Consider the following 23,010-nt stretch of genomic DNA (forward strand, 5'->3'; position numbering starts at 1 on the left):
CTTTATTTTATCAGATTTTTGTCTATCTCTCTTTTCTTTTTTCTTAATTTTGTCCAATATCTATTGTAGCACTACACTTATCCACAAGAATACAAAAAGAAATCTGCTTGGCTATGAGATCACAGTCAAGCAGACAACTCTTGTGTCACTATGCGGCTTTTCAGTATCCACTGTTAAGCGTGCGGCAAGCTCACTGCTCAAGAGTGGATTTATCAAGTCCCAGAAGCGCCAAACAAATGCTCCTGGAAAGCTTGGCACATATACATACACTATTGAAGCCGTATCTACAGCTTCTAAATATTTCACCATGGATAAAAAGCTTATGAGCAGATTGAATGGAAATGAATTCAGAGTGTATATAATGTGCTGTAAGCTGGCTGACAGCTCGCACATGAGCTTTTTCCAAAGCTATAATGATCTATCTCAGCTTCTGGGCATGAGCCGTCAGGACGTTCTCAGGACGATAGAAAAGCTTGTAAAAGGTAAGTTCATTCGTAAAAAGAAAATCAGAACTCGTGTAGGTGATTTTACAGACAACACATATACTGTCTGCATATATGTTCCTCACAGCAGAATAAAAAAAGCCCCCCGCCGCTCAAGCAGGAGGCAGAGCATTCATTGTTATACAATGAACACAACCATCAAAAACACAAGTTCATTGTATAACAAAAAATCGGATTTGTCAATAGGTTTTAAGAAAAAAATTCGGCTTTCGGAGATTTTTTTCTTAAAAAGGGGTAGTGGGTAAAATGAACTGTCTATAACTGACCCATTCTTGATTATCTGTCTGAAAACAGATATTTGATGTTTCTGTATCTATACTTGAATTATTTTTTTTAGAATATGCACGCTTTTTATCAAATTTTGCCTTCTTTTTCAGACAGATATTGCTTTGCTGCTGTAAAAATCTCTGCTTTTGTTGTAATATATTATATATTCTAAAAACAAAGGGGATCATTATGACAACTATCGAAGAATTAATCAGCGAAAAGAAAGAGCTTGAAAGGCTTGTGGTAAAGCTTGCTGCGGAAAATCAGCAGCTCAAAGACGAGATTTCTGAGAAAAAGGCAAATGACATTCTGTTTGCAGATCTGATCGAGCAATGGCTCAAAAGCCGAAAGATGGCGGTAAAAATCAACACCTATGAGGCATATCGTTCACAGGTGTATGTGCACATCGTGCCATACTTTCGCAGCAAGAATACAATGCTTTCACAGCTCACGCCCGGTATGCTTGAGGAATATTATCTAGTCAAATACAACGCCGGTCTATCCGGCTTAACGATACGAAAACATCACTCAAACATCAAAATGGCACTTAGCTATGCGGTCAAGAACGGTTTGACAGACCACAATGCAGCCTTGCTTGCGGAGCTTCCCTGCACTGACCGTTACTGTGGGAATTTCATAAGTACAGATCAATTTGAAATAATTCTTAACAAGGTCAAAAATACTGACCTCTACACGCCTGTGTTTCTAGCAGGAACTATGGGACTCAGACGCAGCGAGGTTCTGGGACTGCGTTGGTCAGACATAAACTTTGAAACGCAGACTATGTGCATACAGCATACTGTAGTCAAATGCATTAAAGATCACAAGATAACTTTGGTGTTTTCAGACGTTCCAAAAACCAGAGCAAGCCGCAGAACCTTGCCTCTCCCCTCAGGCGTGCTCAGATACCTCAAGGAGCTTAGGCGCAGGCAGTGCGATAACTACACGGCTCATCGTGACAAGTATTCACGAGAATATCTTAAATACATATGCGTTGACGATATGGGGCTGATCGTCAAGCCCGACGATCTGTCTGTTGGTTTCGGCAGGATAATGGCAGAAATGAATTTCCGCTGCCGTTTCCACGATCTTCGCCACACCTGTGCGTCACTGCTTGTTCAGCACGGCGTTGAGCTAAAGTCCGTGTCGGTCTGGCTCGGTCACAGCAGCATAGCTGTCACCAGCGATATATACACGCACCTTACATATCGTGAAAAGCTGAAAGTCGCTGAAACGATCGATGAGTATATGAAAGATGTCAATGTGTCACGGTGACACATTAGATAAGCGACTTAGTTTTTAATACGTGTTGACAAAATACGTGCAATGTGATATGATAATTATAGGATATATTCAATATCGAAAGAAGAATAATATGACAAATTTCAATGATTTTCTTAATGCACAACTAACTGTTCCTGAGCTTAAGGCAGAATACAATTCTATAGAGCCTGAATTTGCAGTAGTTCAAGCGTTAATTGACGTCCGTAAAAAGAAAGGTATAACTCAGCAGCAACTTGCCCACCTTTCAGGTATTGCACAAGGTGATATAAGCAAAATTGAAAATGGAAATGCAAACCCGTCTATAAAAACACTTCAAAGGCTTGCCGCTGCTATGGATAAAAAACTTAAAATTGAATTTGTATAAAATAAAAATCCTTGGTGTGTCACAATGACACACTGTCTAGTGACACAAAAACGGAGTGATTTTAATGTCCAAAAATAAACTTGTTTCTCCTGTTCTCAAATGGGTGGGAGGAAAAAGGCAGCTGTTGCCCTCTATAAAGCCCATGCTACCTAAAAGGATAACCTCGTATTGTGAGCCTTTTGTTGGTGGCGGTGCTGTTTTGTTTGATCTGCAGCCTAAAAAAGCAATAGTCAATGACATTAACATCGATCTCATTCATGTATATACTGTTATAAGAGATGATGTTGACGCTCTTATCGAAATACTTGAAACCTATCCGAATGAGGAAAGTTTCTACTATGAGCTTCGTAATATTGATCGTGATAAATCAAAATACGATAGGCTTAGTGACATCGAAAAAGCGGCAAGGGTTATTTTTCTCAATAAAACTTGTTACAATGGCTTATATCGTGTAAACAATGCAGGAGAATTTAATAGTCCTTTTGGGAAATACAAAAATCCAAATATCGTTAATGCTCCTGTTTTGAAAGCCGTAAGTAATTATTTTAACTCTGCTGAGATAACATTCAGTTCAAACGATTTTGCATTATCACTTGAACAAGTACGGAGAGGAACGTTCGTATATCTTGATCCGCCATATGATCCAATATCAGATACCTCTAGCTTTACTGGTTATTCAAAAGGCGGTTTTAGCAGAGAACAGCAGATTAAACTTCGTGAGTGCTGTGATATGCTTAATGAACGTGGTGTAAAATTCATGTTGTCAAATTCTTCAACTGAATTTATAAGAGAACAATATTCTGATTATCATATAACAACTGTACAAGCTAAAAGGGCAATCAACTCAGTTGCAAGCAAACGTGGAGATGTTGACGAGGTAATAATAACAAACTATGAATGACACAGATAAACTTGAACATGAAACCAGGAATGACGCAGCATGGCATTTATTATTTGAAAAATACGATATTCTACATCACATAGAACAAGAAGGGTGTTTTCAAATATCTGCTACACAAATTAAAGAGTTTCGTGAGCCACGGTTAATGGCAAAATTTGATCACATTATCAATTTGCCTAAATTATTCAAACAAAATAAGCTCTCCATACTTCCTATTACTCGTGGTGATTATATCATTTCTCATTTTGATGCGTATCATAAATTCGAGCCTATGTCACCCGAAGTAACAAGAATAAGCTTACCATACTACATTCAAAGTTTAGATGTAGACTCTATCACCAGTGAAGCAGTTGCTTTAAATTGTGCTTATGTGTCGGGCATAATAGCAGACTTTCTAGAAGATGAGCAACTTGTTCCAACTGTAAGTGGCAGAATGGGATCTGGTAACTTCAATTTTGAGATCAAAGATGTTCTATGCAATGACAAAAGAAACATTGAAGTACATAATTCTCAAATAGAGATAGATGCAGGATATGAGGGATTACAAAAGCTTGCACTAATTGAGGCAAAGCGAGATTTGTCGAAAGATTTTCTTGTAAGACAGCTCTACTACCCTTTCAGGACGTGGAAAGATCGTGTAAACAAAGATGTCAAACCAATTTTCCTTGTGTATTCCAATGGCATATTTCATTTATATGAATATCAATTTTCTGATCCAATGGAATATAGTTCACTGACACTTGTCAAGCAGAAAAATTATTCTGTGGAGGAAGATATGACTATTACATCTGAGGAAATCAATCAATTACTTGACAGTGTACCGATAATTGATGAGCCTGAAATATCATTTCCACAAGCAGACAGTTTTGAACGAGTAATAAATCTATGCGAATTATTAAACGAACACCCTATGACAAAAGATAATATTACAATTAATTACGCATTTGACGAAAGGCAAACAAATTATTATACCGACGCTGCTCGCTATCTTGGGTTAGTTGACAAGCAAAGGAATGATAGCATTACATTTTTCTTAACGTCAAAAGGAAAAAACATTTTAAAACTCAGCTACAAACAAAGGCAATTAGCTTTTTGTGAAGCTATATTATCACATAAGGTTTTTTCAGAAACTCTTAATTTATGGTTTAGTCAGGGAGAAATCAACAAGCATGAAATTGTTGCAATAATGAAACAGTGTAACCTATATAAAGTGAAAAGTGACGAAACATATTATCGTAGGGCTTCAACAATTAGAAGTTGGCTTGAATGGATCGTGGAATTATTATAACGAAAATACCCCTAGTGTGTCACGGTGACACACTAGGGGTCATTTTGCATTTATATATAAAAGATATATTCCCCACCATTAATTTCCGCAAAAGTATTGACAAATTGACAAAATGGTGGTATAATTAATATACAGAGGAAATTTAGAGGGCATAAAAAATTGCACCCTCTAAGGCTTATAAACTCTTGGCGGAGATTATAAGCCCAGCAGCACAGATGTTACCGCAACTGTGGAGCTTTCAGAGAATGCTATCCTCGTGCTCTATTATAGCACGTTGGAAATAGATTGTCAAGGGCTTTTCACGATGTCAAACATCTGGAAAGCTCTTTTTGCTTTTAGCTGCTGATTCAACTCGTCAAAAATGCAGCTTGAAAATCGAATATCGTAAGTCCTCAAATAAGATTGAGATGAGGTCAACTGATGTGAAACACAAGCACAACAAGACATTGAGTTGTCTTTAAGTCGCTTAGAGCCATGACGTTCGTTACTGTTCAATCACGCCGATCAGGCATTCTTAACATTTCAGAACATGAACACGAGCCAGCCAGTAACAGTTAAGCTAACTGCAAGCCTATGTGCCGACGCCACTATGAATTAACATCAGATGATTCGCTTAAGCTCCACAATGTGCAGCTGCCTTGACAAGGTCTAAGAGCGAAACGAAACAAATGTCACAAAACATATCCTAGCTTGTTACTACAAGCTTTCATATATGCTCAGCAAGGATATTCAAAGATACTTGCTGAGGAAAGTCCACATTTTTATATCCTGTGGATTTTCCTTTGTGAGTATCAAAAATGATTGGTGCGCCAGAAGGGACTCGAACCCCCGACCTACTGGTTCGTAGCCAGTCACTCTATCCAGCTGAGCTACTGGCGCATTCAACTCTAATATTATATCATATGCAAGCCCCTTTGTCAATGAGTTAATGGAATTTCTCCGCTTATTTTACAGAATGTTCACATCGTTTCTTGTAGCTTCACACCTTTATCATCCCTTTAAATGCCATTGTTTTTCACACTTTTTGTCAATCAAGTGTTTGTAATCATTTGTAATACTTTTTCGGCAAACTGCTCTGTTTTTAACCGGAATTTTTGTAGATTATTTATCATTCTATGCCCTTGACTTATATTCTGATTGTGGTATAATAGTAAATGTTCAATATTATGTTATGACAAAAGCAGCCAACCACAATATATAGTGGTTGAGCAGGATAGAATGAAAGGAAGAGTATAGGTGAAGATAATAAAAAGAAGCGGCGCTGAGAATACGTTCGATAAGGAAAAGATAGAAAATGCCGTTGCGAAAGCTAATATCACTGTGGAGGAAAAGGATAGGCTCTCTGAGGGAGAAATAGGAGAGATAGCACAGAATATAGAGGACAAATGCTCTGAAATGAATAGGGCTATGGACGTTGAAACTATTCAGGACTGGGTGGAAGCCGATATCATGCGCCACGGCAAGTATACAGTGGCAAAGCATTATATCACATACCGCTATGAGCGTTCTATCGTCAGACAGGCTAATACTACTGACAAGCAGATACTTTCTCTTCTTAACTTCGAGAACGAGGAAGTCAAGCAGGAAAATTCCAATAAGAACCCTACTGTCAATTCAGTTCAGAGGGATTATATGGCAGGTGAAGTGAGCAAGGATATCACAAGAAGATTTTTGCTTCCTGACGATATAGTTGAAGCCCACGAAAAAGGTCTGATACATTTCCACGACGCCGATTATTTCGCTCAGCATATGCACAACTGCTGTCTTGTAAATCTTGAGGATATGCTCCAGAACGGCACTGTCATAAGCGAGGTCATGATAGAAAAGCCACACAGCTTCTCTACAGCCTGCAATATCGCTACACAATCTATCGCTCAGATAGCTTCTTCACAGTATGGCGGACAGAGTATCACACTTTCCCACCTTGCTCCGTTCGTTCAGATATCCCGTGATAAATACCGCCGTGAGGTAAAAAAGGAGTTCGCAGAGCTTAATATCCCTGCCGACGAGGATACTATAAATAAGGTAGCCGAAATGAGAGTAAAGGCTGAGATAGTTCAGGGCGTTCAGATGATACAGTATCAGGTCATCACTCTTATGACAACAAATGGTCAAGCACCTTTCGTTACTGTTTTCATGTACCTTGACGAAGTCCCTGAGGGGCAGACAAGAGATGACCTTGCGGCTATCATAGAGGAAATGCTCAGACAGCGTATCCAAGGCGTAAAGAACGAAAAGGGCGTTTATATCACCCCTGCGTTCCCTAAGCTAATATATGTCCTTGAAGAGGACAACATAAGAGAAGGCTCAAAATATTGGGAGCTTACAAAGCTTGCTGCAAAGTGTACCGCAAAGAGAATGGTTCCTGACTATATAAGCGAAAAGAAAATGAAGGAGCTTAAAGTAGACAAGAATGGCAATGGTCAGTGCTACCCTTGCATGGGCTGCAGAAGCTTCCTTACAACATATCTTGACGAAAACGGCAAGCCTAAATATTACGGCAGATTCAATCAGGGCGTTGTTACAATAAACCTTGTGGACGTTGCCTGCTCGTCATATAAGGATATGGATAAGTTCTGGAAGATACTTGATGAAAGACTTGAGCTTTGCAGACGTGCGCTTATGCTCCGTCACGAAAGACTTAAAGGCACTCCATCTGACGTTGCACCTATCCTTTGGCAGAACGGTGCATTGGCAAGACTTAAAAAGGGCGAAACAATCGACAAGCTCCTTTACGGCGGATATTCCACTATCTCGCTTGGCTATGCAGGTCTTTGCGAATGCGTAAGATACATGACAGGCAAGTCACACACAGACCCTTCAGCAACGCCTTTTGCACTTGAAGTTATGCAGCACCTTAATGACGCCTGCGCAAAGTGGAGAGCAGAAACAAACATAGATTTCAGCCTTTACGGCACGCCATTGGAGTCCACAACATACAAATTTGCAAGATGTTTGCAGAAGCGTTTCGGTGTTATCGAGGGTGTAACAGACAGAAACTACATCACAAACAGCTATCATATCCATGTTACCGAGAACATCGACGCATTTGACAAGCTCACATTCGAGTCTCAGTTCCAGGCTCTCTCACCAGGAGGAGCTATCAGCTATGTGGAAGTGCCGAATATGCAGAACAACATAGAGGCTGTTCTTGCAGTTATGCAGCATATTTACGACAACATCATGTATGCAGAGCTTAACACAAAGAGCGACTACTGTCAGAAGTGCGGTTTTGACGGTGAGATAAAGATAGTAGAAGATGACGGCAAGCTTGTATGGGAGTGTCCGAACTGCGGCAACAGAGATCAGAACACTCTGAACGTTGCAAGGCGCACCTGCGGCTACATCGGCACGCAGTTCTGGAATCAGGGCAGGACTCAGGAGATAAAGGAGAGAGTTTTGCATTTGTGATTCGTCAAAAAAACCCTGTAAAATTACAATTAACCAAAAAACCCAAAATTTTTTTTGAGCGATTTTCAAAAAAAGTGAACATTATAGCCGTTAAAACTCAAAACTCGTCAAAAAAATGAACATTATAGCAAGGAAAACTCAAAAACTCAAAACTGCAAATTCCAAAAATAATGAACATTATTACTGACATAAAACAGCAAACAGCATATAACTATCGGGGCAATACAAAATCGTATTGCCCTGCGTTGTATGTATGAAAGGAGCGGAAAATGAATTATTGTGAGATAAAGAAAACCGATATCGCCAATGGATCAGGAGTGAGGGTCACGCTATTCGTATCAGGTTGCAGACACCACTGCAAGGGCTGTTTTCAGCCTGACACTTGGAACTTTGACTACGGCAAGCCTTTCACAGATACCACCGCAGACGAGATACTTAACGCCCTCTCAAAGGGCTATATAAAAGGACTTACGCTCCTTGGCGGCGAGCCTATGGAGCCTGAGAACCAGCCTGAGCTTACAAAACTCCTCCGCCGTGTGAAAACAGAACTTCCCGACAAGGACGTGTGGTGCTACACAGGCTGTACCCTTGAAACTGACCTGCTTGCAGGCTCAAAGTCCCCATACAGAACACAGTACACAGACGAAATGCTGAGCCTTATCGACTACCTCGTTGACGGCGAATTTGTTCTCGAAAAGAAAAACATCTCACTGAAATTCAGAGGATCTGAAAATCAGAGGATACTTCATAAAAAAGACGGCATTTGGCTGCCTTGCGAAGATATGTAAAACAAAACCGCTCCCCGTGACATCACGAAGAGCGGTTATTTTTATTGCGTAGGTGCAACCTAAGGTCGCCCGCCTATCAAACTTTTGCGAAATAACTCTACAGCCTTACTTTTCAGACTTTGTAAAGAATACCGCCTTTATAAGCTGGATAACGAGCATAGAGCCAAAGCTTAGAATGTATATCCATGCAAACTGCATACCTGTCATGTCTGCTATCTTGAAAAGTCCCTTGAGTTGTGGAACGAGCAGAACGGAGTTTAAAAATACCATTCCAAGACCGAACGCCATAAGACCGAACTTGTTGTTGAAAAAGTCCTTTGAGAAGATAACAGGACCTTTTTTCTTGCAGGAGAATCCGTGGAACAATCTTGCAGAGCAAAGCACTGCGAATGCCATCGTCATACCAAGAGCTGCGCTTGTCTTGTTTCCCATAAGGAAAGCCGAAGCTACTGCTATCGCTATAACTACGCCATACAATGCTATCTCGCCCAGGAAAGGACGTGTGAGGATAGATTCGTTTGCGTTTCTTGGCTTGCGTTTCATGACCTCTTCGGAGTGAGGTTCAAGACCCAAACCGATAGCAGGAAGCGAGTCTGTAAGCAGATTAATAAACAGCAAATGTATTGCCGCAAACGGAACAGGAAGTCCAAGCAGTGAGTTGAAAAGCACCACAAGAATTGCCGCAAAGTTGCCCGAAAGCAGGAAGAGTATAGCCTTTTTAATGTTCTCGTAAATGTTTCTGCCGTTTCTTATGGCCTTTACTATAGTTGCAAAGTTATCGTCTGCAAGCACCATTGAGGCAGCGTCCTTTGAAACCTCAGTTCCTGTGATGCCCATTGCAACGCCCACATCAGCCTGCTTTAACGCAGGTGCGTCGTTCACTCCGTCGCCTGTCATGGAAACTATACAGCCGTTTGCCTGCCAAGCCTTTACGATCCTTATTTTATGCTCAGGTGTAACACGAGCGTAAACAGCCTTGTCCTTTACAAAGTCAACAAGCTCTTCGTCTGAATAAGCGTCAAGCTCGTGACCCTCAACAGCCTTTGAGTTGTCGTCAAGAATACCTATCTCACGGGCAATAGCCGAAGCCGTAACGATATGGTCGCCTGTTATCATGACTGGCTTTATGCCAGCCTTGCGGCATTCCGCAACAGCCGCCTTTGATTCCTCTCTCGGAGGATCCATCATAGCAATAAGACCGACGAACTCCAATCCGTCCTCGTCCTCTGGACATACGGTATCCTTGTCGAATTTTTTCTCTGCAAATGCAAGTATACGCAGACCTTTTTCCGAAAGCTCTGCCACACGCTGGGTTATAACAGCCTTTTCCTCGTCGCTTGAAGTTATCCTGTTTATAAGAACGTCAGCCGCACCCTTTACATAAAGCACCTTTTCGCCGTCGATAATGTGCAGAGTTGACATAAGCTTTCTGTCTGAATCGAATGGTATCTCAGAAATTCTAGGGAGATCTTCCCTCACCTTGTCAGTGTCGATACCAAGCTTTGTGCCAAAATTGATAAGCGCCGTTTCTGTAGGGTCGCCTATCTCAACGCCGTCCTTGCAGCTTGAATCGTTGCAAAGTATCATGGCTCTTGTCATAGTCTTGACCTTTTCATCATCAAGATCAACAGCGTCAGTGTCGATTATCCTGCCGTCTACCATTATTTTTCTAACTGTCATCTTGTTCTGTGTCAGTGTACCGGTCTTGTCAGAGCATATTACAGAAACACTGCCCAAGCCCTCAACAGCTTGAAGCTTTCTTATGATAGCGTTTTCCTTTGACATTTTCTGTGTGCCGAAAGAAAGCACAATAGTAACGATAGAGCTGAGAGCCTCAGGAATAGCCGCAACAGCAAGTGCGATAGCGAACATGAACGAATCCATAAGCTGGCCGCCACGAAGCATACTAAGTCCGAACACTACTGCACAGACAATAAGTATAGCAATGGAAAGCTTTTTACCGAACTCGTCAAGCGTGTTCTGGAGAGGTGTTTTTCTCTCTGATGCGTTTTGGATAAGCGAAGCTATCTTGCCCACCTCAGTGTCCATACCCACCTCAGTGACAAGCATTTTTCCTCTGCCGTATGTGACAAAAGAGCCTGAATAAACCATGTTAGCACGCTCAGCAAGAGGCTTTTCGCCCTCTATATCGCTCATATCCTTGTCGATATTAACGCTCTCGCCTGTGAGCGCAGACTCGTTCACCTGAACAGACGCGCATTCTATCAGCCTGCCGTCTGCACATATCTGGTCGCCTGCTTCGATAAGAAGAATGTCGCCCACTGCGATCTCCTCAGAGGGGATAATTACCTTTTCGCCGTTTCGCAACGCCTTAGCCGTCGGTGCAGAAAGCTTTTTAAGGTTCGTCAGTGACTTTTCAGCCTTGACGGTCTGAACTGTACCCAAAATAGCGTTCATTGTGATAACAACGAGAATTACTGCACAGCTCTCAACATCTTTCATGAAAGCTGAAACTATCGCAGCAATAATGAGTATAAGCACAAGAAAGTCCTTATACTGCTCTAAAAAAATCACTGGAATGGACTTTTTCTTGCCCTCCGTGATAACATTTCGTCCGAACTTTTCGCAGTTTTTCACTGCCTGCTCAGTTGAAAGACCATTTTCACCTGATGAAAACTCAGTGTAAAGCTGGTCAAGCTTTTTCTGATACTGCTTCATAAAATACCACCTTTTTTTATTTTTTCCTGTAGTCGCTGCCGATATACCCTTCAAAGCCTCCTTTTCTCATAGGCTCAGAAAAATAAACGCATAAAAAATCGGCAAGACGTTTATTGGGTAAACTGCGCCTATGGCAATTTAATCAATAAAAGTCTCGCCGTTTAGATATGCAGCGGTCCCTCATCGGAACGTATTGACGCAAACATAAACGGATCTCTCCGCCAGCTACTCTCTTTTACTATGAGGTTATTATAACCTATATTTTTGATTTTGTCAATAGTTTTTTATATATTTTATTGTACATTTGCAACGCTTCATATCATCAAAAAAGTGGGTCTTTGAGACCTGACTTTTGTATAAAAAGTCCTTGGACATATGAAAAAATATATGGTATAATAATTATAACAATGAGCAGCGACAGCGTAAGTCCGATTGTATTCGGACTTGTGCTGTTTTTTTATGCGCAAAAAACGGGAGGTAATAAAATATGAGCGAAGAAGTTCTGAAAGAAAACAAGATGGGCGTTATACCCATGCCGAAACTCATGCTGAGCATGGGTCTGCCTATGATAATTTCAATGATAGTTCAGGCGTTTTACAATATCGTTGACAGCTATTTCGTAAGCAGGATAACAGATGATACAGTTGAGCACATGGGCGAATATGCCGTAAACGCCCTCACCCTTGCATACCCTGTCCAGCTTTTGATAATCGCTGTAGGCGTAGGCACAGGCGTTGGAATAAACGCCTTGCTCTCCAGAAGCCTTGGAGAAAAGAATTTTGAGCGTGCAGGCAAAATAGCAGGCAATGCCATTTTCATAGGTCTTTGCACCTACATCGTGTTCATGCTGTTCGGATTTTTCGGCACTGACGCATTTTTGAAAACACAGACCCATGATAGTCTTGCTTTAAAGCTTGGGGGCGAATATCTAGGCATATGCTGTGTGTTGTCATTCGGTGCAGTAGGTTCAATGATATTTGAAAAGCTTTTGCAGGCGACAGGCAAAACTATCCATTCCACCATTGCTCAGCTTGTAGGCGCAATAGCCAACATCGTCCTTGACCCTGTTTTGATTTTCGGGCTTGGCCCTTTCCCAGAACTGGGAGTAAAAGGTGCGGCATATGCCACTGTCATCGGTCAGGTACTCACAATGGTCATAGGCGGCGTGCTTCATTTTGTGTGCAACAAAGAGATACCAAGCGGCATGAGATATTTTATACCTCAGAGCAAAATGATAGCAAACATTTATAGAATAGGCATTCCTGCCATAATAATACAGGCTCTTATGTCCGTCATGACTTATGGGCTTAATGTCATACTCAACAGGATAGGTCAATCCGCCGTAACAGCCTATGGTATCTATTATAAAATACAGCAGTTCGTATTCTTTGCGTCATTCGGCATGAACAACACTATCATTCCGGTTGTATCATACAACTACGGCAAAGGGGACAAAACAAGAGTTCGTTCAGGCATAAAATACGGTATGCTCTACACGTTGGGACTCATGCTCCTTGGCATTATAGGCTTGCAGCTTTTTGCTTCTCAGATATGCCATGTATTCTCACTGTCAGCGGATACGGAGATATTCGCCACCTATGCCATAAGGATAATCACTTTAGGCTATCTTTTTGCAGGTGCAAACATAGCCTATCAGGGAATTTTTCAGGCGCTCGACCATGGCATAGCTTCCCTTGTGCTTTCCCTTATCAGACTTTTAGTTATCCCTCTCCCCACGGCTTATCTTCTCACCCTTACCTCCTCAGCAGGCAAGATAGTATGGGCAGCCGTTCCATTCGGCGAGCTTGTAGGCACTGTCGCCGCCATTGTGATAATGGGCAGGATAAAACGTGAGATAAAGCTCAAAGACTAAAACACTGCCCTTGATTATTATTCCCAAAGGTGATATAATAGCATTGGTGATAATAATGAAAAGGAAAATACTTGTAGGTCTGCTTACCGCCGTTATCTTTTTGGCTTGCGCCCTTGTGATAAATATAACCCCGAAGGTGGAGAAAGGTTCAGTTGTGCTGACCTGTGACGGAAGCAAATATGAGCTTCCCGGCACTGAAAAGACACGATACTGCAACGGCAAGAGCGAAAGCCTTTCCGCCGAAGAGAGCTTTGAAGATCTGCTCTCCTCTATACCGTCATTTAATGTAAAGGCGGATGTAGATAAGGACGGCAATGTTACCCTTAAAACCCCTATGTCCGTAGAAGTCACAGGGGACAGGCTCGGTGATGTGCTTTACACTGTCTACAGCTATGACGGAAAGGTGCTTGCCAAGGAGTCCAAAAAGCTGGAGCTTCCAAAAGAGGATATTGACGGCTGTCTTGTGAAAATAAAAATTACATGGGGCAAGAAAGACACAAGCTATCTTGAAGAAGATTACTGGTTTGCCGCAATGTACAATACCGAAAGATAAACATAACATCAAAATGTTGGGGCGACCTCTGGTCGCTCACTTTCTTTCTGTAAACTTTCAGACAACAAAACGTCGGACGAATTTGAAAACGTCCGACGTTTTGTTTTTTAACATATTTGAAATCCTATTATGCCCACCATACAAATAACGCTGCCGATAAATCTCAGCTTTGTGATAGGCTCTTTTCTTATGAGCGCTATAACAAACAGCGAACACAGTATCATAGGCTGGATAAATGACGCACTCGCAAGGCTCACCGCAATAACAGCGTTCTCCGCAAGCAGACCTGCCACATTCGGTATCTTTGTAAGCACAACCACCCATGCGCCCTTTTGATTTTTCTTGAATATCTCCAAAGGCTTCGCCCTTGGCAGAAGTATGATAGCCATAAGTATAAGCGCAAAGAACAGCGCCATGGTCGAGGATATGTAATTCTCCGACGCTCTTACAACTATGCCGTAGCCGTATCTTGCCAAAAGATAGAACGCCAGAGGAACAACTATCCTGCGGTAATTTATATTTCCGCTGTCCATTCTGCCTGATTTTGCGATAAAAACAAGTCCTGCAACAGTAAGCACGATAAAAAGAAACTTGAAAATGCTCGGCTTTTCACCAAGGAAAATATCCGTTGCATAGGACATGAAAAGGGTGATACCAAGCCAAGCCTTAAGCTCAAAGGCTGATATTTCATCAAGGATAATAGCCGAAAGCTTAAATTCAAGGATCTTCGACAAGCACAGCAGACCTATCGCCGCAAAGGATTGCCAGCTAAGCGTAATAGTCCTGTCGAGGAAAGGCAGACAACAAGCCATGAAAACAGCCGTTGCCGCCGCCATTAAGAATCCAAGCTCATCGCCGTTGAATTTTGCCGTTGAAACAGCGTACTTGTCACTAAGGGAACATATTGTGTAGCATACAACTACAAGTATAAGCAAAAACATTATTTTTCTTTTTCCTTACTATATGATTTTCTAAAACCTGTATGCTGTGAAACATACGAAATAATGGGCGACCCAAGGTCGCCCCTACGCAAAGCCGATTTATCAGTTCTTTTTATTTTTCACAAGCCATACTACCGCCAAAATACCAAGTACCACTGAGAACAGAGTAGCAATGGCTAGGCATATCCAGCTTGCATACTGACTTTGTATAAATTCGTTCTGCGATTGGCTTCCTATAAGGGTATCTACCCCCGATTGCGAGCCTAACGCTGAGAACAGTATTATAAATGCCATTCTCACATTCATTACGCAGGCTATAACGCTGTAAATATGCACTATACCCTGAAAAAGACACACTCCGCAGTCGTCCTTTACATAGCTTTTCACTCCAAGTACCGCACATACCACCGACACTGCCGTGTAGATAATGAACGCCGCAAAAAGCACTATCGTTGGCACTTTTGCTCCCTCGGTTTTCACTATCATGCTCATAAGCCCAGCCATACACCCCATGAACACAGCCGCTGCCGCAAGCCCTGCAACAGACCATTTTCTGTATAAAAGCTCTGACTTTTTTATCTGCTCTTTCTTTATCTGCTTAGGCATTTTCTTCCTCCGCCTTCTTGCTTTCAAGCTCCTCTTCGGATATCTTGAAGCGTATCCTGTCTATTTTCTGCTCGTCCTCCATTTTCACTGTCATCTCAAAAGGCGGACAGCTTATAACTTCATTCTGCTCAGGAAGTCTGTCAAGCATATCCATTATCCAGCCACCGAGAGATGTTCTTTCGGTTTCGATAGTGTCCTCCGGCAGTCCTGTCCTCTCAAGAAAATCCGATACCGAAAGCTCCGCCGACGCTTCGTAAACACCGTCGCTTATTTTCACAAGGGAGGTATCCTCCTCGTCGCTTTCATCATAGATCTCGCCCACAAGCTCCTCTATGATATCCTCAAGGGTACAAATGCCCTCCGTGCCGCCATATTGGTCAAGCACCACCGCCATATGCACCTTTTTGCGCTGCATCTGCTTCAGGATCTCAGAGATCTTGCGGTTTTCGGTTATGTAAAGTGGCTTGTTCATTATAAGGCTTATGTCCGTCTTGCCCTTGAGATACATTTCAAAAAAGTCAGACTGGTGGATAAGTCCCACAATGTGGTCTAAGTCCTTGTCATACACGGGAAGCCTTGAAAACTTTGTCTGCACAAAGCGTTTTTTTATGCTCTCCATATCCTCATGAAGCTCAACACCCTCGATATTTACTCTCGGAACAAGTATCTCGCTTATGGTTATCTCGTCAAAATCAAGTGCCGAACGCACAAGCTCCGACTCCTGCTCTTCAAGTACACCCTCGTCCTGAATCTCGTCTATGATATATTTAAGTTCTTCCTCAGTAACAGACGGCTCGCTGTTCTTGTTGCCCACAAGCTTTGTAACACCGCTTTTTATGCCCATAAAGATAGCCGTTATAGGCGTGATGATGAACATGAATGCGGAAAGCGGAGCCGCCATAAGAATAGAAAACCTCTCGGAATTTTCCTTTGCAAGGCTCTTAGGCAAGATCTCACCAAAAATAAGCACAAGCACCGTCATGACTACAGTAGCAAGACCCACGCTTCCCTTTCCGAACTTCTCCGTAAAAAGCACCGTTGCAAGTGAAGATGAAGAAATGTTCACAACATTGTTTCCCACAAGTATAGCGGTGAGTGCCTTATCAAAATTATCGCATATGTTCATTGCCTTCTTTGCAGACTTGTTTCCGTCGTCTGCAAGTTTTTTAAGCCTTATCCTGTTGCATGAAGAAAATGCTGTCTCCGTTGCAGAACAAATAGCAGACAGCATAAGAAGCACAGCGATGATAACAACTTTCATAAAATAAAATTATCCTTTCAGGTCAGAATATAAATTTGCTGCCCTAGTTATAAAAATAGCACTAAAGGCAGTCATGAAAACTGACTACATATAGTTATCATAACATATTTTTTAACCAATTGCAACAGTATTGTTGAAAAAACGATGTAAAAGAGTTATAATATTCTTTGTGTTCATAATATTCATATGCACAAAAGGAGATAACAGAAATGGCAAAGAAAGATAAGGACATTTTCGACAAAATAATGGACTGGAAGATATTCGGGTGGTTCAGACCCTTTTACGTCAAAAACAAGGAAATGCTTTTGTATCTGTTTTTCGGCGTACTCACCACCGCGGTCAGCTTTGTGACCGCAGGCATCTCAAAAGTGCTTTTGGAGCAGGCAGGCATAGGCAAGGGCGGTGTTTCCACCACAAGCACCGTCATATCATGGATATGTGCAGTAACATTCGCATACATAACCAACAGGATATGGGTTTTCGAGTCTGAAGCAGAGGGCAAAAAGGCAATAATCTCCGAAGCGGCTTCATTTTACGGCGGCAGGATATTCACTCTTCTTGTAGAAATGTTCATGATGTGGCTCGGCTACTCACTTCTCAGCTTCAACTATTGGGTAACAAAAATAGTGGCAAACGTTGTTGTGCTGATACTTAACTATGTCATCAGCAAGCTTGTGGTCTTCAGAAAGAAATAAGCATACAAAAAAAGCTGTCAGATATCTGGCAGCTTTTTATTTTGCCCCAGTTGCCACGTTGCAACCGACTAATCTCTGTACATAAGCGTGACCGCCATGCCGTTTATCACGCCCACTACAACTCCGCACACAATGAAAAACACCTTGATAGGCAGGTCAAGCAGAAGCGAGATAAGCCCGAACACGATAACGAACGCCATTGCTCCGCCTATCTGCACAAGAAACTTTCTTTTCACAAGCACAGGAAAACGCTCCGCAAGCTTTGCGGTCTTGTTACCCTTGTGGTCAATTATCCTGTAAATAAGCTGAGTCAGTGCCATTGGTATTCCGATAAATAAAATTGCTGTTATAAGTTTGTCCATTTTAAATTCCTCCATTTTTCACTTAAATTATAGCTTTTTTGTATCAAAAAAGGCTGCCCAAGACGCAGTTCGTCCGTGGGCAGCCTCATTGCTGCATATAAAATTTCTTTTATCAACAATTAAAGAACTCTTACGCCAACAACGCCCTCGATAGACTTGAAAGCGTCAGCGTCAACGTCGCCTGTAACATCGAGCATTGTGTAAGCCCAGTCTTTCTTAGACTTGTTTACAAGGTTCTCGATATTTGCGCCCTTGTCAGATACAACAGATGTGATCTGTGCGATAAGAGCAGGAACGTTCTTGTGAAGCACGCAAACAAGGTGGTCGCCTGTTTTAGCAAGCTCTGCATTAGGGAAGTTTACAGAATTCTTGATAGTTCCCTTCTCGATATAGTCGATAAGCTCGTGAGCCGCCATTGTTGCGCAGTTGTCCTCAGACTCAGGTGTGGAAGCGCCAAGGTGTGGAAGAACGATAACATTCTCCTCGCCAAGAACAACATCATCTGCAAAGTCTGTTACATACTTTGCAACCTTGCCGTCCTTGATAGCCTTTACAACAGCCGCACTGTTGATAAGCTCGCCTCTTGCAAGGTTGATAAGACGAACGCCGTCCTTCATCATTGCTATCTGAGCTTCGTCGATAGTGTTCTTTGTGTCAGGTGTATAAGGAACGTGGATAGTGATATAATCGCTGTTCTTGTAGATATCATTGATATCAGCAGTTACCTTTACAGCAGGCTCGAGCTGGATAGCTGCGTTTACAGAAAGGAATGGGTCATAGCCGATAACGTCCATGCCAAGTGCAACGGCTGCGTTTGCGATCTTTCCGCCGATAGCACCAAGACCGATTACGCCAAGAGTCTTGCCCAATATCTCAGGACCTGCGAACTTAGACTTGCCGCCCTCAACTGTCTTTGGAGCGTCAGGAGTGCCCTTGAGTGATGCAGCCCATGCAGCAGCCTCAGTTATCTTTCTTGAAGAAAGAAGAAGCGCACAAATAGCAAGCTCCTTAACAGCGTTTGAGTTTGCGCCAGGTGTGTTGAATACAACGATTCCCTGCTCTGCGCACTTCTCAACTGGAATATTGTTTACGCCAGCACCTGCTCTTGCAATAGCAAGCAGGCTCTCAGGCATTTCCATATCGTGCATCTTTGCTGAACGTACCATTATAGCGGTAGGATTTTCAGCATTGTCGCTTACTGTGTACTTAGCCTTGTCGAAAATATCTGTACCGCAAGCGGCGATCTTATTCAAAGTCAATATGTTGTACATTAAACTAACCTCTTTCATCTATTTAAGTGATAATTCTTACAAACAGGCAAAGAACAAGTATTACAGCGAAAAGAACGAGAACAACTTTGCCTTTTGACTTACTTCTTTCATTAAGCTTATCACGCCAATCGTCCGGATTGTTTTTGATCAAATCAGCAGTGCTTATCATATGAAGCAATCGATGAAGCATTGAAATTTCACCTCGATCAAATCTGATTATGCGTTCTCAGCCTCGAACTTCTTCATGAACTCAACAAGCTTTTCAACGCCCTCGATAGGCATTGCGTTGTAGATAGAAGCTCTCATACCGCCAACAGTTCTGTGACCCTTGAGGTTTACAAAGCCTGCTGCTGTAGCCTCAGCAACGAACTTCTTGTCAAGCTCAGCGTCGCCTGTTACGAATGGAACGTTCATAAGAGATCTGTCCTCAGGAACAACAGTGCCCTTGAAGAGCTTGCTCTGGTCAAGATAATCATAGAGTATCTTAGCCTTCTTCTCGTTGTGAGCCTTCATAGCCTCAAGACCGCCCATTTTCTTTATCCACTTGAATACCTTGCCGCAGATATAGATTCCATAGCAAGGAGGTGTGTTATAAAGAGAATCTGCGTCAGCCTGAGTTTTCCACTTGAGCATTGTAGGTGTGCCCTCGAGAACGTCGTCAGTGATAAGATCTTCTCTGATGATAGCAATAACAACGCCGGCAGGACCAACGTTCTTCTGAACACCGCCGTAAATAACGCCGTACTTTGTTACGTCAACAGGCTCAGACAGGAAGCAGGAAGAAACGTCTGCAACAAGTGTGTGACCCTTTGTGTTAGGCAGTGTCTTGTACTTTGTACCATAGATAGTATTGTTTTCGCAGATATAAACATAGTCAGCGTCCTCAGGAATATCGAGGTCTGAACAATCAGGGATATAAGAGAAAGTCTTGTCAGCAGAAGAAGCCACAGCAACAGCCTCGCCGTATTTCTGAGCCTCCTGATAAGCCTTCTTAGCCCACTGACCTGTGATTATGTAAGCCGCTTTCTTGTTCTTCATAAGGTTCATAGGAACGGCTGAGAACTGCTGAGAAGCACCGCCCTGAAGGAACAGCACCTTATAGTTATCAGGGATACCCATAAGATCTCTGATGTCCTTTTCAGCTTCCTTGATGATGTCATCGAACGCCTTGGAACGGTGGCTCATCTCCATTACGCTCATACCTGTGCCCTTATAATCGAGCATTTCATCGGCAGCTTCCTTAAGCACTTCCTCAGGGAGTACAGCAGGACCTGCGCTGAAGTTATATACTCTACCCATTGTTAAACCCTCCATATAAATTAGTTTCTTAGTTTCATTATTTATAAAGACTATAAATATATAAATTAATAATATTATTATATGCCTTTTATAAAAAAAAGTCAAGGGCTGTCATATAAAAATACTCACTCGTCATAAGTTTTTGTACATATCAGCACATAAAGCAGCCCTGAAAACGTGCATTTTTACACCTTACCTATGCCGTTATATATAATAAGCACTGAAAAGCATGAAAAATCAGAATAATACTAAAGCGTTAAAAAGAGGTTAAAATTTTTGGTATTCCTTGAAATCTCCATATTTGTGTAGTATAATGTAATCAATAAAATGCGACAGTTGTAAAAAAATCGGGGAACAATTGTCACTCTCAGGGAAAGAGGATATATATGCAAAAGATATTTTATGTTTCAAGAAATGAGGACAAAGCCCATGATGGAAAAGCCCCGGATATGGACAGATTTCAGCGAGTTGAAAAGCTCAACAGTCTGATCGCGGCAGGCTGGGCTATAAAGGAAATGAAAAGTGAAAACAACAGCACATTCTTTGTGCTTGAGAAAGCAGACTAGACTTAAAATGGTGGTATAAGACCGTACCCTGCCAATAACGCAGACACGATGTTCCGCCAACAAGTTCGCCAGGTCTTTCAACAAACTTATAGGACGGTAGCCCCACCGTCCTGTTTTTATGTGCAGATAAATTTTGCGAAAACGTTTTATGGGTATTGCATTTCAGAGAGAAATATTGTATAATTAATGTAATCGTTTTAATGAACACAAATGATACTATACATATTATAAAGGAGTAAAAAAATATGGCTTATGTAATCGGCGTAGACTGCGGCACAAGTGGCACTAAGACGGTGCTTTTTGACGAAAAGGGCACTGTTATTTCTTCTGTAACTATTGAATATCCTATGTATCAGCCTAAAAATGGCTATGCAGAACAGGACCCTGCTGACTGGGCAAACGCAATGATAAACACTATCAAGGCTGTTATGACCAAAAGCGGCGTAAATAAAGAGGACGTTGCAGGTGTTGGTATCTCTGGACAGATGCACGGACTTGTTATGCTGGATAAGGACAACAACGTGCTTAGAAAGTCCATAATATGGTGCGATCAGAGAACTGCCGCAGAAGTTGAAGAAATGAACGAAAAGCTAGGCAGAGAAAAGCTCATCAAGATAACAGCAAACCCTGCCCTCACAGGCTGGACGGCTGCGAAAATCCTTTGGGTAAAGAACAACGAGCCTGATATATATGAAAAGTGCAGACACATTCTTCTTCCAAAGGACTATCTGAGATTTATCCTCACAGGCGAATATGCAACAGAGGTTTCCGACGCAAGCGGTATGCAGCTTCTTGACGTGCCAAACCGCTGCTGGTCAAAGGAAGTCTGCGATACGCTTGGCATTGATATGTCAATGCTGGGCAAGGTGTACGAGTCATGCGAGGTAACAGGCAAGGTCACAAAGAAAATGGCTGAGCTTACAGGACTTAAAGAGGGTACTATAGTAGTAGGCGGAGCAGGCGACAATGCCGCTGCGGCTATCGGAACAGGCGTTGCAGAGGACGGTAAGGCGTTCACAACTATCGGAACATCAGGCGTCGTATTTGCACACACTTCTTCTATCTCTATCGACCCAAAGGGCAGAGTTCACACCTGCTGTGCAGCAGTACCGAACGCATGGCACGTTATGGGTGTTACACAAGGCGCAGGACTTTCGCTGAAATGGTTCAGGGATAATTTCTGCAATGCAGAGAAAGAAACAGCAAAGTGCATGGGCGTTGACGAATATTATCTCATGGATAAGGAAGCAGAGAAAGTGCCTGTTGGTGCAAACAGACTTCTCTATCTGCCATATCTCATGGGCGAAAGAACACCGCATCTTGACCCTGACGCAAGAGGAGTATTCTTCGGACTTTCCGCAATGCACACAAAGCGTGATATGCTGAGAGCAGTAATGGAGGGCGTATCATACTCCCTGAGAGATTGCGTTGAGGTATTCAGAGAAATGAATATCAACGTATCCGACATGATGGCATGCGGAGGCGGCGGAAGCTCACCGCTGTGGAGATCAATGCTCGCAGATCTTTACAACTGTCCTGTAAAAACAGCTTCATCGAAAGAAGGTCCAGCCCTTGGTGTAGCACTTCTTGCAGCAACAGGCGCAGGCATTTACTCATCAGTACCGGAAGCTTGTAAGGCAGTAGTAAAGACCGACAAGGTACAGCAGCCTGAAGCAGAGCGAGTACCTGAGTATGAGAAATACTACAAGCTTTACACAGAGATTTATCCTGCACTGAAAGCAGAATTTGCAAAGCTTGCAAAGATGTAATATAAAACCAAAAGCTCCGATTTGCCGTCGGAGCTTTTTTGTGTTAGAATATTTTGACAACTAAAAAGAGGCTCTCCACAATAGCGGAAAGCCGTTTTTACATATTGGTCGGAGTGACCGGATTTGAACCGACGACCTCTACCACCCCAAGGTAGCGCGCTACCAATCTGCGCCACACCCCGATATCGTATATATTATACCCGATTTGGATACAATAGTCAAGAGTTTTCAGTCAAAATAAAAAAATTGCAATGTAGTGCTACAATAGATATTGGACAAAATTAAGAAAAAAGAAAAGAGAGATAGACAAAAATCTGATAAAATAAAGT

20 protein-coding genes and 2 tRNA genes are annotated in these 23,010 nt (G+C 42.2%); 12 read left to right on the forward strand and 10 right to left on the reverse strand.

The window, feature by feature from the left end; all coding sequences use genetic code 11:
• The 5 genes from AB5123_RS11740 to AB5123_RS11760 all read left to right on the forward strand — a co-directional run.
• On the forward strand, positions 1–748 hold a 748-nt coding region (locus tag AB5123_RS11740), incomplete at its 5' end, for a helix-turn-helix domain-containing protein (protein ID WP_368364858.1).
• A gap of 211 nt (positions 749–959) precedes the next feature.
• Positions 960–2,045: a tyrosine-type recombinase/integrase gene (locus tag AB5123_RS11745; protein WP_118054051.1), complete on the forward strand. Its 1,086-nt coding sequence runs from the start codon at positions 960–962 to the stop codon at positions 2,043–2,045.
• Between the two features lie 100 nt (positions 2,046–2,145).
• A complete protein-coding gene (locus AB5123_RS11750) occupies positions 2,146–2,418 on the forward strand; it encodes a helix-turn-helix domain-containing protein (RefSeq protein ID WP_117934534.1) in 273 nt (90 codons plus the stop codon).
• A 64-nt stretch (positions 2,419–2,482) separates the two neighbouring features.
• Positions 2,483–3,319, forward strand: coding sequence for a DNA adenine methylase (locus AB5123_RS11755; protein ID WP_287209045.1), 837 nt, complete (start codon positions 2,483–2,485; stop codon positions 3,317–3,319).
• Positions 3,312–4,607 carry a transcriptional regulator gene (locus AB5123_RS11760; RefSeq protein ID WP_287209050.1) on the forward strand — a complete coding sequence of 432 codons (1,296 nt, stop codon included), beginning with the start codon at positions 3,312–3,314 and terminating at the stop codon, positions 4,605–4,607. Before AB5123_RS11755 ends, AB5123_RS11760 begins: the two co-directional genes overlap by 8 nt.
• 802 nt (positions 4,608–5,409) lie before the next feature.
• Here AB5123_RS11760 and AB5123_RS11765 read toward each other — a convergent pair.
• Positions 5,410–5,486, reverse strand: a tRNA-Arg gene (locus AB5123_RS11765).
• A gap of 357 nt (positions 5,487–5,843) precedes the next feature.
• Here AB5123_RS11765 and nrdD point away from each other — a divergent pair.
• Both nrdD and nrdG read left to right on the forward strand, forming a co-directional pair.
• Complete coding sequence (gene nrdD / locus AB5123_RS11770) at positions 5,844–8,018, forward strand: anaerobic ribonucleoside-triphosphate reductase (protein WP_278339948.1); 2,175 nt, start codon at positions 5,844–5,846, stop codon at positions 8,016–8,018.
• A 269-nt stretch (positions 8,019–8,287) separates the two neighbouring features.
• Positions 8,288–8,806: an anaerobic ribonucleoside-triphosphate reductase activating protein gene (gene nrdG / locus AB5123_RS11775; RefSeq protein WP_117863310.1), complete on the forward strand. Its 519-nt coding sequence runs from the start codon at positions 8,288–8,290 to the stop codon at positions 8,804–8,806.
• A gap of 105 nt (positions 8,807–8,911) precedes the next feature.
• On the opposite strand, the gene AB5123_RS11780 is transcribed toward nrdG, so the two are convergent.
• A complete protein-coding gene (locus AB5123_RS11780; RefSeq protein WP_337812436.1) occupies positions 8,912–11,485 on the reverse strand; it encodes a cation-translocating P-type ATPase in 2,574 nt (857 codons plus the stop codon).
• A 487-nt stretch (positions 11,486–11,972) separates the two neighbouring features.
• Here AB5123_RS11780 and AB5123_RS11785 point away from each other — a divergent pair, with 487 nt between their 5' ends.
• On the forward strand, positions 11,973–13,358 hold the full coding sequence (locus AB5123_RS11785; protein WP_337812437.1) for an MATE family efflux transporter: 1,386 nt from the start codon (positions 11,973–11,975) through the stop codon (positions 13,356–13,358).
• 55 nt (positions 13,359–13,413) lie between these two features.
• A complete protein-coding gene (locus AB5123_RS11790) occupies positions 13,414–13,911 on the forward strand; it encodes a hypothetical protein (RefSeq protein ID WP_117863312.1) in 498 nt (165 codons plus the stop codon).
• 107 nt (positions 13,912–14,018) lie between these two features.
• Here the strand turns inward: AB5123_RS11790 and AB5123_RS11795 are convergent, their stop codons facing one another.
• From AB5123_RS11795 to AB5123_RS11805, 3 genes are all read right to left on the reverse strand, one after another.
• A complete protein-coding gene (locus tag AB5123_RS11795) occupies positions 14,019–14,852 on the reverse strand; it encodes a hypothetical protein (RefSeq protein WP_337812438.1) in 834 nt (277 codons plus the stop codon).
• Between the two features lie 102 nt (positions 14,853–14,954).
• The gene (locus tag AB5123_RS11800; protein ID WP_022287600.1) at positions 14,955–15,458 is read right to left on the reverse strand and encodes a hypothetical protein; all 504 of its coding nucleotides are present in this window, start codon (positions 15,456–15,458) and stop codon (positions 14,955–14,957) included.
• Positions 15,451–16,719, reverse strand: coding sequence for a hemolysin family protein (locus AB5123_RS11805; RefSeq protein ID WP_117859498.1), 1,269 nt, complete (start codon positions 16,717–16,719; stop codon positions 15,451–15,453). The genes AB5123_RS11800 and AB5123_RS11805 overlap by 8 nt, the downstream gene beginning before the upstream one ends.
• 209 nt (positions 16,720–16,928) lie before the next feature.
• On the opposite strand from AB5123_RS11805, the gene AB5123_RS11810 reads away from it, so the two are divergent.
• Positions 16,929–17,414: a GtrA family protein gene (locus tag AB5123_RS11810; protein WP_022287598.1), complete on the forward strand. Its 486-nt coding sequence runs from the start codon at positions 16,929–16,931 to the stop codon at positions 17,412–17,414.
• A gap of 68 nt (positions 17,415–17,482) precedes the next feature.
• Here AB5123_RS11810 and AB5123_RS11815 read toward each other — a convergent pair whose 3' ends face one another.
• The 4 genes from AB5123_RS11815 to serC all read right to left on the reverse strand — a co-directional run bounded on the left by AB5123_RS11815 (position 17,483) and on the right by serC (position 20,346).
• A complete protein-coding gene (locus AB5123_RS11815; protein WP_022288562.1) occupies positions 17,483–17,776 on the reverse strand; it encodes a hypothetical protein in 294 nt (97 codons plus the stop codon).
• Between the two features lie 119 nt (positions 17,777–17,895).
• Complete coding sequence (locus AB5123_RS11820) at positions 17,896–19,047, reverse strand: 3-phosphoglycerate dehydrogenase family protein (RefSeq protein WP_022288561.1); 1,152 nt, start codon at positions 19,045–19,047, stop codon at positions 17,896–17,898.
• Positions 19,048–19,069: 22 nt separating this feature from the next.
• Positions 19,070–19,237, reverse strand: coding sequence for a hypothetical protein (locus AB5123_RS11825; RefSeq protein ID WP_022288560.1), 168 nt, complete (start codon positions 19,235–19,237; stop codon positions 19,070–19,072).
• A gap of 26 nt (positions 19,238–19,263) precedes the next feature.
• Positions 19,264–20,346 (reverse strand): 3-phosphoserine/phosphohydroxythreonine transaminase, encoded by a 1,083-nt coding sequence (gene serC, locus AB5123_RS11830; RefSeq protein ID WP_117859494.1) that lies wholly within the window; start codon positions 20,344–20,346, stop codon positions 19,264–19,266.
• 386 nt (positions 20,347–20,732) lie between these two features.
• Here serC and AB5123_RS11835 point away from each other — a divergent pair, with 386 nt between their 5' ends.
• Together AB5123_RS11835 and xylB are read left to right on the forward strand one after the other, a co-directional pair.
• Positions 20,733–20,912, forward strand: coding sequence for a hypothetical protein (locus AB5123_RS11835; RefSeq protein WP_022288558.1), 180 nt, complete (start codon positions 20,733–20,735; stop codon positions 20,910–20,912).
• Positions 20,913–21,157: 245 nt separating this feature from the next.
• Positions 21,158–22,681 carry a xylulokinase gene (gene xylB, locus AB5123_RS11840; protein ID WP_138336403.1) on the forward strand — a complete coding sequence of 508 codons (1,524 nt, stop codon included), beginning with the start codon at positions 21,158–21,160 and terminating at the stop codon, positions 22,679–22,681.
• A 105-nt stretch (positions 22,682–22,786) separates the two neighbouring features.
• Here xylB and AB5123_RS11845 read toward each other — a convergent pair.
• Positions 22,787–22,863: transfer RNA gene (locus AB5123_RS11845), tRNA-Pro, on the reverse strand.
• Between the last annotated feature and the right edge of the window lie 147 nt (positions 22,864–23,010).

It is taken from the genome of Ruminococcus sp. RTP21204st1_B2_RTP21204_210225, from assembly GCF_040914135.1.
Lineage (GTDB): Bacteria > Bacillota > Clostridia > Oscillospirales > Ruminococcaceae > Hominimerdicola > Hominimerdicola aceti.

Coding starts and splice junctions, on each gene's coding strand:
- AB5123_RS11800 (WP_022287600.1), bottom strand. CDS start 15,458: ATGCCTAAGCAGATAAAGAAAGAGCAGATAAAAAAGTCAGAGCTTTTA.
- AB5123_RS11825 (WP_022288560.1), bottom strand. CDS start 19,237: ATGCTTCATCGATTGCTTCATATGATAAGCACTGCTGATTTGATCAAA.
- AB5123_RS11745 (WP_118054051.1), top strand. CDS start 960: ATGACAACTATCGAAGAATTAATCAGCGAAAAGAAAGAGCTTGAAAGG.
- AB5123_RS11760 (WP_287209050.1), top strand. CDS start 3,312: ATGAATGACACAGATAAACTTGAACATGAAACCAGGAATGACGCAGCA.
- serC (WP_117859494.1), bottom strand. CDS start 20,346: ATGGGTAGAGTATATAACTTCAGCGCAGGTCCTGCTGTACTCCCTGAG.
- AB5123_RS11790 (WP_117863312.1), top strand. CDS start 13,414: ATGAAAAGGAAAATACTTGTAGGTCTGCTTACCGCCGTTATCTTTTTG.
- AB5123_RS11755 (WP_287209045.1), top strand. CDS start 2,483: ATGTCCAAAAATAAACTTGTTTCTCCTGTTCTCAAATGGGTGGGAGGA.
- AB5123_RS11810 (WP_022287598.1), top strand. CDS start 16,929: ATGGCAAAGAAAGATAAGGACATTTTCGACAAAATAATGGACTGGAAG.
- nrdG (WP_117863310.1), top strand. CDS start 8,288: ATGAATTATTGTGAGATAAAGAAAACCGATATCGCCAATGGATCAGGA.
- AB5123_RS11835 (WP_022288558.1), top strand. CDS start 20,733: ATGCAAAAGATATTTTATGTTTCAAGAAATGAGGACAAAGCCCATGAT.
- AB5123_RS11795 (WP_337812438.1), bottom strand. CDS start 14,852: ATGTTTTTGCTTATACTTGTAGTTGTATGCTACACAATATGTTCCCTT.
- AB5123_RS11785 (WP_337812437.1), top strand. CDS start 11,973: ATGAGCGAAGAAGTTCTGAAAGAAAACAAGATGGGCGTTATACCCATG.
- xylB (WP_138336403.1), top strand. CDS start 21,158: ATGGCTTATGTAATCGGCGTAGACTGCGGCACAAGTGGCACTAAGACG.
- AB5123_RS11815 (WP_022288562.1), bottom strand. CDS start 17,776: ATGGACAAACTTATAACAGCAATTTTATTTATCGGAATACCAATGGCA.
- AB5123_RS11750 (WP_117934534.1), top strand. CDS start 2,146: ATGACAAATTTCAATGATTTTCTTAATGCACAACTAACTGTTCCTGAG.
- AB5123_RS11820 (WP_022288561.1), bottom strand. CDS start 19,047: ATGTACAACATATTGACTTTGAATAAGATCGCCGCTTGCGGTACAGAT.
- AB5123_RS11780 (WP_337812436.1), bottom strand. CDS start 11,485: ATGAAGCAGTATCAGAAAAAGCTTGACCAGCTTTACACTGAGTTTTCA.
- AB5123_RS11805 (WP_117859498.1), bottom strand. CDS start 16,719: ATGAAAGTTGTTATCATCGCTGTGCTTCTTATGCTGTCTGCTATTTGT.